This is a genomic window from Kitasatospora sp. NPDC001095 (assembly GCF_053598615.1).
In genome coordinates, this window is sequence record NZ_JBSFKQ010000002.1 from 21,638 (window position 1) to 33,131 (window position 11,494).

Annotated in this window: 9 protein-coding genes and 1 pseudogene; 5 read left to right on the top strand and 5 right to left on the bottom strand. The window is 67.6% G+C overall.

Annotated features, from left to right (window positions below; genetic code table 11):
• Window positions 1-64: 64 nt before the first annotated feature.
• Window positions 65-1,333, bottom strand: coding sequence for an ATP-binding protein (locus tag ACWDBB_RS01980; RefSeq protein WP_449787792.1), 1,269 nt, complete (start codon window positions 1,331-1,333; stop codon window positions 65-67).
• A 208-nt stretch (window positions 1,334-1,541) separates the two neighbouring features.
• Window positions 1,542-1,943 carry a DUF5994 family protein gene (locus tag ACWDBB_RS01985; RefSeq protein WP_449787793.1) on the bottom strand — a complete coding sequence of 134 codons (402 nt, stop codon included), beginning with the start codon at window positions 1,941-1,943 and terminating at the stop codon, window positions 1,542-1,544.
• Between the two features lie 307 nt (window positions 1,944-2,250).
• Here ACWDBB_RS01985 and ACWDBB_RS01990 point away from each other — a divergent pair, with 307 nt between their 5' ends.
• Complete coding sequence (locus ACWDBB_RS01990) at window positions 2,251-2,679, top strand: CBS domain-containing protein (protein WP_449787794.1); 429 nt, start codon at window positions 2,251-2,253, stop codon at window positions 2,677-2,679.
• Window positions 2,680-2,787: 108 nt separating this feature from the next.
• Here the strand turns inward: ACWDBB_RS01990 and ACWDBB_RS01995 are convergent, their stop codons facing one another.
• Both ACWDBB_RS01995 and ACWDBB_RS02000 read right to left on the bottom strand, forming a co-directional pair.
• Window positions 2,788-4,476, bottom strand: a complete 1,689-nt coding sequence (locus ACWDBB_RS01995; protein ID WP_449787795.1) for a CocE/NonD family hydrolase — start codon at window positions 4,474-4,476, stop codon at window positions 2,788-2,790.
• Window positions 4,477-4,744: 268 nt separating this feature from the next.
• Window positions 4,745-4,942 (bottom strand): annotated as a pseudogene (locus ACWDBB_RS02000) (hypothetical protein); the annotation flags it as partial.
• A 719-nt stretch (window positions 4,943-5,661) separates the two neighbouring features.
• Between ACWDBB_RS02000 and ACWDBB_RS02005 the strand changes: the two are divergent.
• From ACWDBB_RS02005 to ACWDBB_RS02020, 4 genes are all read left to right on the top strand, one after another.
• Window positions 5,662-7,029 (top strand): hypothetical protein, encoded by a 1,368-nt coding sequence (locus ACWDBB_RS02005; RefSeq protein WP_449787796.1) that lies wholly within the window; start codon window positions 5,662-5,664, stop codon window positions 7,027-7,029.
• 106 nt (window positions 7,030-7,135) lie between these two features.
• Window positions 7,136-7,507, top strand: a complete 372-nt coding sequence (locus tag ACWDBB_RS02010) for an effector-associated constant component EACC1 (protein ID WP_380702989.1) — start codon at window positions 7,136-7,138, stop codon at window positions 7,505-7,507.
• A complete protein-coding gene (locus ACWDBB_RS02015) occupies window positions 7,504-8,640 on the top strand; it encodes a caspase family protein (protein ID WP_449787797.1) in 1,137 nt (378 codons plus the stop codon). The genes ACWDBB_RS02010 and ACWDBB_RS02015 overlap by 4 nt, the downstream gene beginning before the upstream one ends.
• A 581-nt stretch (window positions 8,641-9,221) precedes the next feature.
• Window positions 9,222-10,286, top strand: a complete 1,065-nt coding sequence (locus tag ACWDBB_RS02020) for a phosphotransferase (protein ID WP_449787798.1) — start codon at window positions 9,222-9,224, stop codon at window positions 10,284-10,286.
• Here ACWDBB_RS02020 and ACWDBB_RS02025 read toward each other — a convergent pair.
• Window positions 10,276-11,484, bottom strand: a complete 1,209-nt coding sequence (locus ACWDBB_RS02025) for a DegT/DnrJ/EryC1/StrS family aminotransferase (RefSeq protein ID WP_449787799.1) — start codon at window positions 11,482-11,484, stop codon at window positions 10,276-10,278. The genes ACWDBB_RS02020 and ACWDBB_RS02025 overlap by 11 nt on opposite strands.
• Window positions 11,485-11,494 lie beyond the last annotated feature (10 nt).

Sequence of the window (11,494 nt, forward strand, 5' to 3'; positions counted from 1 at the left end):
TTGCCCCGTCGGGTTTCCGCCCGGCGCCTTCGGACGGACACCGAGCGACGACGAGGGCGGCCCCTCAGACGCGCCCGTAACGGACCGCCTGGTCGGCGAACTCCCGGGCCATCTCCTCGGAAACGGTCGGACGGGTGCGGTGGATGGCGTCCAGATAGTCCTGAGTACTGGGTTGGGTCCGCTCCCCCGTGTCCAGCGTGTGCTCGAACGCGCTCTGGGCGACCGCCATGGCGACCTGCCTGATGTCGGCGGGAGTGAAGCCCTCGCTGGCTTCGGCGAGGACCGCCGTGTCGGCGGCGGTACCCGTTTTCGCGGTGTAGCCGGCCCACAGCGCGTCGCGGGCCGTGACATCGGGCGGCCCGACCGGCAGGACGTAGTCGAACCGGCCGTGGCGCAGGAACGCCGGGTCCAGGGCGGCCACCGAGTTGGTGGCGCAGACGAGGAGCCGGCCGTCGCGCTCACGGAACCGCACGATCGACTTGAGGAGTTCGTTGACCACGCCGACCGACGCTGGGGCGGCGAGGCTGCGCGTACCGGCGACCTCCTCGACCTCGTCGATGAAGAGCAGCACATGGTCGAGCTGCACCACCTCTTCGAAGCGGCGGCTGAGTCCGGTGGCCAGCCCGTCCTCGGAGGCGAGCCGGGAGGGGAAGATCTCGATGAACGGCCAGCCGAGCCGACCGGCCACGGCCTTGGCGAACGTGCTCTTGCCCGTGCCCGGCGGACCGAACAGCACGACCGCGCGGGGCGGTTCCACTCCATGGGCGTCCGCCAGCTCGGGGTTCGCCAGGGGCAGCACCAGTCGCCGTTCGATGAGCCGCTTCTCGTCGGCCATGCCCGTGAGCCGCTCCCAGAGACGGGCTTCGGGCATGACCGCGCCCAGCATCGCCAGGACCGTCGCGCCCTGGGCACTGACGGCCTCCGACTTCTCGAAGTACGTGAGCCCCCGGTGGGGTTGGAATCCGGAGTTGACCAGTGCGGTGGCGCCGGTCTCCTCATCGGGCAGAAGCGCCGCGACGATCCTGGCGCCGGCGTCCCGCAGACGATGCTCCAGCGCGGACAGCAGGGCGGTGCCCATGCCCAGGTTCCGCCAGGCGGGGTGCAGGGCGATGCGCAGCACCCATGCCCGGTCCCCGTCCACCCGGCCCACCGCCGCGCCCACGAGATGTCCGTCGGCCACCACGACGACGCTCGGATTCCGTGCCTGCAACGCGGCGACCACGTCGGAGAGGCGGAAGACGGCGGCGTGATCCGTGGTGGCGCTCTCGGCGTCGAGCCGGACCATCGCTTCGAGGTCGTCCGGTGTGAAGTCCCGGACATGCCACACAGCCATACGCCGCTCTCGCATACGCCGCTCTCGAACGTCGCGTGCCCCTGGACTTCCATCATCGATCGGCTCCGGCGTGGTCGCTCGCCGGGCGGGCGACCGCGCCTGGTGCGCGCCGAGGCGGGCGTTCGCGACGGATTCCTCCCCGCCCCACCGCCTCGGCCGTCCTCCTCCTGCTCGGCATGCCGACGCGGACCGCCGCGGGAACGGCCGTTCAGGCGAGCAGGAGTTCTGCCGCCGGGGTGTGGTTACCGGTCACGGAGGCGCCGGCCATCGCCGAGGCGGCCATGTCCGGGGCGGTGCCGGGCGGCACCACCAGCAGCAGGAAGTGGTCCTGGAATCCCCGGGTGACGCTGATCGTCGCGTCGCTGCCGGCGAACCAGTTGATCCTGATCGTCAGGCCGTTCGCCGCGACGGACCGGGGCACACTGTCCCAGGCCGCGGTGTCGAGGCCGACCCGGACGATGCGCCCGAAGTGGGCGCCGAGCGCGGTGATCAGGTCCGGCAGTTCGGCGAGGACGTGGTTCGAGCGGGGCCACCAGGCCCCGTCGAAGACGCCCTCCCGCGCCATCGTCGGCTCCAGCTCCAAGCGCGGCAGCAGCGGCGCACCGGACACTGTCCACGGGCCGGAAGAGGAAGAAGTCGGGAAAGGAATCGGCATCATGCGAAGCCGCCCGTCCGGTCCACGAGGGACCCGTCATAACCCGGGGCGACGTCGACGCTGATGCCGGTGTGCGGAATGTCCTCGGTTGTGTTCCACGCTACTCCCCCACGGCCTCCCCCGAGCTGCCCACCGCAGGAGTAGTCTCGGAGACATCCAGGGCATCCCGCATCCCGGTCCCCGTTCCGGCTTCGTTCTGGGTGAAGCACAGCCCGGCAGATCCCGCTCCGGCGGGCAGCCGGAGACGGGAACGGTGAACACCGTGACCACTCACTCGACTCAGCCCGCACGGCCCGGCCACGGCCTCACGGTCGCCGACGCCATGGAACCCTGCGACTACCAGATAGCCGACGACAGCACCGTCGACCAGGCCGACGACGTCCTCCGCGGCGCCCGCCTCGACTACCTGCTCGTCCGCGGCCACGACGGCCGGTGTGAGGGGCTGGTCACCCGCACCGGACTCCACCCGTTCCTCACCCGCTCCTGGGACACCGAGCGGACCGCGATCAGCGCGGCCATCCGCCAGCGCGGCCCGTTCGCCTGGCCGACCATGGGCCTGGCCCTGGCCGCGATAGTCATGCGGATCAAGCACCTGGCGGTCTGGCCCGTCGTCGACGAGGACGGCTACATCCTCGGCGTGCTCACTGCGGACCGCGCCACCGGCCTCCTCGCCGCCGCGCCGGCTCCGTGACGCCGTCGGTGGCTCAGCCCGACTGCCAGCCCACGAGTGCCGGTACGGCCGGTCTGCTCGTGGGCGGACCGGCCGTACCGGCTGCGGACGCCCCGTGGGGCGCGGGTGTCAGTCCAGGGGGTGAAGCGGGATGTCGAGGTAGGACTCGGCGCCCTCGGGAGAAGTGATCTCGACGCTGGTCGGGGTGGAGTTGGCGTCGGCGAAGAACTGGTCGTGGGTGCCGATGACCAACTGGAGCACGCGGCCCTTGCTCAGGACGTAGTGGGCGGGCTGCAGGGGGAAGGTCAGGGTGGTGGCCTGCCCGGCCTGCTCGTTGGTGAGGGTGTAGGGGGCGTGGGTGATGATGTAGGCCTTGCCAGTGGCCGGGTCGCAGTCCAGCAGGTAGGCCACGATCGTGGCGTCCATCGCCCGCGGCTTCACCGTCACCCGCAGCTCCAGGTCGCCCTGGACGCCCATGGGCTGCTCCAGCGGCGCGGTGGTCCAGATCGCGGCGACGTCGCGGTCGATGTCGGCGGTCTTGTAGACGTGCGGCAGGCCCATGCGCTCGGCCAGACCGGTCTGGACCAGCTTCGGGGCGACGAAGACCCCGGTGTCCCGGCCGGTGGCCTTGACCGATCGGGTCCAGCCCGACTGCGGTTGCCCGTCGGCCAGTTGGGCATCGGCCTGGCCCGCAGCCGCACCGGCCAGGTGGAAGCGCTTGCGGGGCAGGACGTAGTCCTGCCAACTGTCGTGGAAGAGGTCGGACAGGAGGTTGTGCATGTACTCCGAGCGGACGCCGAACCGGGGCGCCCTGCCGTCACCGGCGCTGCCGCCAAGGAAGTAGTCCATCCGGCGGTAGGCCGTCTCGGTGGGCTTGGAGAGGAGGCCGGCCAGGCCGGAGAGCTCTCCGTTGCCGTGGTCACCGACCTGGACGAGCAGTGACTTGGGCCCCGTCAGGTTGGTGAACAGGTCGACGACGGCGGGCACCGAGAAGATCGTCTCGTGCCAGGCGGCGGTCAGCAGGATCGGCGTGTTGGCGTCGTTGTACGCGTTCAGGTATGTACGGGGCGAGCGCACCGCCGCGAACTCCCTGACCTCGTCGTCGATGGTGTTGTCGCGGATCTTCTTGATGACCTCGCGGAACTCCTCCGAGCACCGCTCCTCGCCGAAGAGCTGCACGAGCGCCTCGAAGGCCTTCAGGTGACGGGTGCCGTTCTCGTACAGCGAGGCGAACAGGTCGCCCCATGCACTGGTGCCGGCCACGGCCTTGACCCGCGGGTCCCTGCCGGCCGCAAGCAGGCTCGTCCCGGCGCCGTAGGAGGAGCCGAAGAACCCGATCCGGGCGGGGTCGACGCCGTCCTGCCCGACCAGCCAGTTGATGATCTCGGTGGCGTCGGCCACGTCCTGCGGTCCGGCGACCTGGATCTCGCCCCCGGAGGCGGCCAGGCCGCGCTGGCTGTAGGCCAGGACGACGTAGCCGCCCTGGGCCCAGCGCGGGAACATGCCGAGGTAGGCCCGGTGCCCGATGTTGATCAGCGGGGCGGGCAGGACGACCGCCGGACAGGCCTGTCCGGGCGCGAGGCTGCGCGGAACGTTCAAGGCCGCGTCGAGCACCGTCCCGTCCACCATGGTGATCGAGACCTCCGCGGACCGGGCGGTCTCCGCGTACACCTCATAGGTGTCGGCCAGACCCCACTGGTCGAGGCGGCCGATCCGACGCGGCGACGGGTCCAACATCCCCTCGCGGATCGCGTCCAGCTTGGCGAGGTCGTCGGCGCCGAGCGCGAACGGGGTCTCCGGGGCTCCGTCAACGGACATGGCTGTGCCCGCCTTCCGGGGCAGTGATACTGACGAGGTGTCGAGGACATGCTCGCCGCGCCGCGAGCATCCCGAGGAAACATCTCGCACCGATCATTCGAACGAGTGATCGGCATCGCCGAACCTCCATGCACGGAGAAGTCGGACCCAACACCCCCAGGCACCTCCAGGCCCCCCTGGCCAGCCAACCGGAGCACGACGAACGGGCCCTCGTGTTCGTTGACGCGAGGGCCTGTTCGGGCCCAGGTCTACACGTTGCGGCCGCCGATCAATCGGCCAGGGTGCCCCGGTAGCCGACGGGCCCCTCGCTCGGGAACTGGGCCGTGCCCTCGAACCTGGTGCCGTTGTCGAAGAAGGTGACGCTGCCCGCCCCCGCCTCGGGGCTGTTCCACGTGACGAACGTCCCCGTTGCCGGAGCACTGCCGCCGACGACGTCCCCGCGACTGCCGATACCGAGAGTGAGGGGCGAGTCCTCCTGTCAGCCCCCGCCGCCCGTGTTGATCTCCGTGTTGTACGTGGCCATGGCCTTCTCCTTACTCGGCCACCGGACCGGTAAGCGGTGCGGTGACGGCTGCCGGAAACGGCGTCCGCACGACGCCCGCCCGCTTCAACGTCCGAGGTGGAGAAAGAACACCGGCACACCTCTTGCATACGGACCTGGTCCACCCGCGTCATCCGGCTCCGAACATGATCGCCCGGACGCGCCTGGCGGCGGCCTGCCGGTCAGCGGTGGAGACAATGCGAAAGGCCCAGGTCGCCGACCTGGGCCTTCACTGCTGGAGCGGGCGACGAGAATCGAACTCGCGCTCTAAGCTTGGGAATCTTTGGGCCTTCGGGCCGCAAATGGCCCCTGACCTGCACTGATAACAATAGTACTGGCTCTTCTGAGGCTCGTCGCAGACCGCTGCTGTCTGCCGTTCTCCACCTGTTCTGGCACGGCTCTGGCACAGCCAGAGCCGTGCCAGCGTTGCGTACTGTGTGCTGGTCCTGACTTGACCACACCTTGCACGGTCCTGAAGCCCGCCGAACCCCTGCAGCCAGGTAGGGCTCCACATGCGATCCCCAACTGGAGCGAGGGTGAGTTCCCAGTTTCCGCCCACACGAGGGGCACACTCGGGCATTCTGTAACTGTGCGACACACAGAGTGACCGTCGAGAGGCTGACCAAGCAGGGAGTGGGCAGATCATGGCGCACGCCGAAGCGGAGACCACCCGCAGGAAATTGGCTCAGGTCCGGGCACGCATCAAGGCCATGCCAGACGATCAAAAAGTCCTTGCGGAACGGTATGGCCATGATCAGCAAGCTGCCTTGACACTGCTACCAGCTTTGGACAGCGTGACCCGCATTCGTATCGGCCCAGCCGTGCGCGAGGCCTCCCTGCTTGCACACAAGGTGCGGCACCAGTATGCAGCACTGGAATCCCTTCTGAGAGATCACGGGTGGCTGCGAAAATCCGCCGGCGCACTTCGCTTTGGGGGCCTCCTTTTCCTCCTAGGGATCATTCTTTTTCAACCCATCAAAAAATTGGGAACCGATAATCCAGCCAGCACTATTGCAATGTACACGGGGGGCGGGGTATGCCTGCTCTTCCTACCCCTGCATCGAAGAATGTCGCGCCTTAATTTTCGATCGTCACCTATCTTTTCCGCTGCTTCGCTACTTTCGATAGGATTGGCTGCGAGCACTGCCGATGACTATTGGAGGCGCCACACTTCAAACAATCCTTCAACGCACAACACCCCGCAGAAGGTACATCAGTTTGACTGGAGTGAAGCAAACTGGCATGACGTAGCAACCGGATCTACGGCGATGCTGACCTCATTCGCGGTCCTACTGCTCATATTTGAGATCTCCCTACCCCTCAGGCGGGTAACCATAGAGCTAGAGGATTCGAAAGCCATTGCCTGTGCAGTTGTTATCGACTCTCTGCTCGAGATTGCCCTTTTGCTAGAAGCAGCAACGCGCCCCAAGCCGCCGGCTCTAACTTTCATTTTCTCTGGCGAAGAGATTCCACCAGCATTTCAGCCATATATAGCTAGCGACCAGCGGGCCAAAGTGGTCGAAAAGCTGGAGTCTCTTGCTCGATACCTGGAGGGACCTTGGGAGCGGAGGCTCCGCCCCAAGGACCCCGCAGGTGGAGCAGAAATTCGGCGAGTCGCCGATGGAATCGCAGCAAGCGTCCGCTCATGGAAGCCTACCGCTGCGATCGGAGGAGAAAAGCTCGGCGAAATGCGTGACGCATTCAGCGAAGGCCTGGTCGACGCTGTCAACGGGCGATGGCTAGAGCTAACTCGCGAGATCTCGGCACGCGAGGCTCTCGGGAAGAGAGTCTTGCGAAGCGTGCGACGTGCGGCCGCAATTTCGGTCTTCTCTTCTGCGGTGTTGCTGGTATTTCTACAACCTTTTAGCTGGACCCACAGCTTGGCAAATCCGGCCGCAGCACTCCCTCTGATGCTCTGCGCAACTGTACTAGCTGGATTCTTGGACCCCACTATCTTCGAGCGCGCCGGGGCTGCGGTCAAGCTCAGCAATGACGTTCTGAGCAAGCGCTGAAGCGCCCTTCATGATTTCGCAAATCTCACTGCCATTGTTCGAAAACGCAGATTCCTTATGGCTTCAGACAGTAAATCTCGACGATTCAAGATCTGAGGAGGCACCAGTGCAGGTCGAGGTGAAGGTCAGCGGAGATGGCCAGGAGACCGAGCTCCGTTCCCTACATACATGGTTGGGTCAAGATCCTCAGGTACGCAGTTCGGCGACGCTATCGCTCGTGGAACGGCCCGCAGGCGCGGGTGCGATGGGCGGCTGGCTGGACACTCTGCAGATCGTGACGGAGAACGGGTGGAGTGCTGCCTCGTTCGTCATGACCGTGGTCACCTGGCGGCAGACCCGACCGCGGCCGCGCAAGGTGATCGTCCGCCACGGCGGCATCGAAGTGGTACTGACTGAGGGGACGGATGCGGAGGTGCAGCAGGTGATTGAGCTGCTGTCACAACAGACTCCGGACGGCATCGAGGACGACGAGGTGTGAAGGGGCTTCCCGAAGCAGAGACCTCACGTGCAGTGCTGATCGGGGTGGCGCGGTACACGGGGTTGGAAACGCTGCCCGCCGTGTCGAACAACCTGCCCGCCCTGGCGGACGCGTTGACGAGCCCCGGATCCTGGGGGCTGGCACGAGAGCACTGTGCCGTGGTCGCAGAACCGTCCGGCCTGCACGAGGTGCTGGAACCAGTGGAGGAGGCGGCTCGGGCGGCACGGGACACGCTGTTGGTGTACTTCGCCGGCCACGGCCTGACCGATGACCGCGGCGAGTTGTTCCTCGGCCTCCCTCGGTCAAGGCCGGGCCACGGTCACACGGGGGTTCCGTATGCGATGTTGCGCAGCGCGATCATGTCTGGTCGTGCGCAACGCCATGTGATCATTCTTGACTGCTGCTTCAGCGGCCGGGCGCTGGGGACGATGGGCGGCTCAGTCGCTGATCAGGCACAGATCGACGGCAGCTATCTGCTGGCTGCCGCTCCGGAGACCGGAGTGGCGCTGGCACCGCCTGGGGAGCAGTACACCGCATTCACCGGCGAGTTGCTCGATGTCCTGAAGAGCGGGATCGAGGGCGGCGAAGCATGGTTGGACCTGGAGTCGGTCTACCGGCGGCTGCGGTCCGTGCTCGCGGCCAAGAGTCGACCGCTTCCGCAGAAGCGCGACCGCAACACCGCGGGCGGCCTACTCCTGGGGCGCAACAACGCCTACCGGCCCTGGACCTCAACGGCGGTAGCGGCGGCGGGGAGCGGCGCCCGCTGGCCTGACCCTGATGTGCTCGACACCGCCCAGGAGTTCATCGAGGCGCTCGGACACGTCCGGGCGATCAGCGGACGCAGCATTCAAGCCGTCAGCGACAATGCCCGACCATCGCTCTCCCCCAGCGCTGTCAGCGCGTTGTTGAACCGTAGGACGCTGCCACGGTCATGGAAGAGCACGGAGATCTACCTTCACGCATGCGGGCTGCCGGCCGACCAGGTACAACGCTGGCAGGTTGTCTGGGAGCGAATCAGAGTGGCTGCCGCAACGCAGCCTGACAGGACGATCCAGAAATCCGGGGAGAGAACGCCGCAGTCGGACCAAGGATGGCGTACCTGGTTCAGTCCACGCCGACAGAATCGCCACTAGCAGCCGCAGCGTACGCTCATTGGCCGGGTGCAGACGGGCTGGCGCTGACGGACGAGGGCGAAGCCCCCGGGCTCTGGACGGTCGTGGTCCCCGGGTTTCCGGAGCCATCCGAGATCAACATCAGTACGACAACCATTGCGATCAGGCCCACAACGCCTGCGCCTGTCAGCGGCTTCACCGCTGGCTTGCGCCCACCCGTCGGGCGGTTCACCCAGTGACCTGCGCGGTAGTACCTGCCGGAACGCCCAGCCATCCAACACCCCCGGTACCGACGGCAGACCATCCGCCGCCGAAACCGAGTTTGGCAGGCGCCATCGTGATAGACCGCCGATGGTAAAGACATGGCCGATTCCATTCGGAGCTCTTGGTCCGCTGCCGTTCCCACGCATGGCTGCAAGTCTCTGAGTCGATCGGCTGAGCGAGCCGCCGAATGAACCCCCTCCGGCGCTACCAGGCCGACCTGCGCGACAAGCACTGTCTTCGAACTCGCCTTCTATTCGTCACTGTCAATCTGCTCTTCGCCGCCGCGCCGCTCTCCGCCCCGACCGCACCAGTGCCCTGACTCCGCTAGCCTGCTTGGGGTGACGGACTCGACCTTCGACACCCCAAGTGGCACTCGCTACAGCGAGATCGCAGAGGATCTGGCGGTTCTCGGCCGGGCTTTCGGGCTGGGTGAGGTTCGGGAGTGCCGCTTCCTGTCGGACGGCTTGATGAACGGGAACTGGCGGCTGGATACGACCGAGGGCTCGTTCGCGTTGAAGCGGATCATGGACGTGCCGTTGTCGTTGGCGCGCCGAAACCTGGCGGTGCTGTCGGCGCTGGCCGACGACGGCCTGCCGGTGGGCAGGGCGAGGGTCTCCTCGGCCGGGGACGCGGTGGTCGAGGTCGCTGGCCGTGGGTACTGCCTGATCCCGTGGATGGAGGGGAGCCATCTGCCGGGTACGACGCTCTCGATCGAGCAGGCTGGTGACCTCGGAGTTCTGCTTGGTCGGATCCACCGGAGCTTGAACGACGAGCGGATGGCCGGCCTGCTGCCGCCGCCGGGGCCGAAGCAGGTGACGGTCTCGGTGACCACGCCCGCTGAGGCTCACCAGGAGGCGGACCGTTTCCTCGCCGTGATCGCGGGGTTGGAGAGCCGGACGGCGTTCGATGCCGAGGCGGCCGTGGCTTTGGCTGAGCACAAGGTGCTGCTGGAGAAGTATGGGCACGAGCGCCCTGCCAGCGAGGTGGCGGTCGGCCCGGTGGGGTGGACGCACGGTGACGTGCAGCACCGGAACGTGCTGTGGCGGGACGGCGGGATCGTCGGCGTGATCGACTGGGATCGGATCCGGGTGCGGCCGTTCGGCGAGGAGGTCGCCCGCACCGCCACGGTGCAGTTCGGCGGCGAGGACGGCTTCCTCGACCTGGAGCGGACCTCTGCATTCGTGGCCGGCTACCGGTCGGTGGTGCCGCTCCCGGTGCCGGCCCTGGCGGACGCGGTGGAGCGGCTGTGGTGGAAGCGCATGTCGGACTACTGGCAGCTGGTCTTCCACTACGACCGCGACGATCACTCCTGCGACCACCTCTTCCTGCCCGCCGAGCGCTTCCTGGCCTGGTGGACGGAGCGGCGCGAGGCCGTGCAGGAGGCGTTCGCGGTTATGCCGTGAGCACCGTGCGGGACAGGACGGTGGCGAGGGCCTCGGCCACCTGCTCCATGTAGTCCGGAGCGGGGATCTGCGGCACCTTGAGCACGATCATCTGGCGCAGGGCCTTGTAGTAGTTCGGCAGCGCGTCCCTGCTCGGCGGCTCGTACGGGCTGTCGGCGAGGTGAGGCCAGTAGCGGGCGGCCAGGTCGAGGCGTTGCAGCAGCGAGGTCTGGGTCCAGTCCTCGTACTGGGCGCGGACGGGGATGCCGGCGGCCCGGCACTTCTCGTGCAGCGTCTTCGGGTCGGGCACGTGGACGTTGATCGTCAGCGGGGTGCCGTACCAGCCGCGGACGGAGAGTTCGCCGATCTCCGGCCAGGCGATGGGCGCGTCGTACTCCTCCAGGGCCTGGCGAAGGGTGGCCAGGTTCTGTTCGGCGGCCCGCATCCGGTCGGGCAGCGAGCGGAGTTGCTGGCGGGCAATGACGGCGGAGAGGGCGGGCATCCGGTACTTGTAGGCGGCCCCGGTGTCGGCGAGCGGCTTCAGTTCGGGGAGGGTGAGTTCGTCGGCGAGGCGGGCGGGGTGGTGGCCGAGGGTGAGGGCGCGCTCGTAGATCTCCCGGTCGGAGGTGGTGAGGACGCCTCCTTCGCCGCCGGAGACGGACTTGGATTCCTGGAGGCTGAAGCACCCGGCGGCGCCCCAGGAGCCGACGGCCCGGCCCTGGTAGAGGGCTCCGTGGGCGTGCGAGCAGTCCTCGACGATCGGCAGGTCGGTGGCGGCGGCGAGCTCGTCCATGCGGGCGGGGATGCCCCAGGTGTGGGTGGCGAGGACGGCGGAGCATTCGTCGGCGACCTGGGAGACCGCGCTGGCGGCGATGTTGGGGCTGTCCGACTCGATGTCGCAGAAGACGGGGTAGCTGCCGGCCTGGAAGACGGCGGTGATGGCGGAGATCCAGGTCATCGGGGAGACGGCGACACCGGCTTCGGGGTTGGCACCGACAGCGTGGAGCGCGGCGTGCAGGGAGGCCGTGCCGGAGTTGAACGACAGCGCGTGGCGGGTGCCGGTGAGGCGGGAGAAGGCGGCTTCGAGGGCGTTGGTGGCCGGGCCGCGGTTGATCTCGGAGAGGTGCCCGTCGTCGAGGAGCTTGAGGACGGCGTCCTTCTCGGCCTGCCCGTACTTGGGCTCGCGGGGGAAAGGGAGGGTGACCTTGGGGTCGTTCATGGCGTCCTTC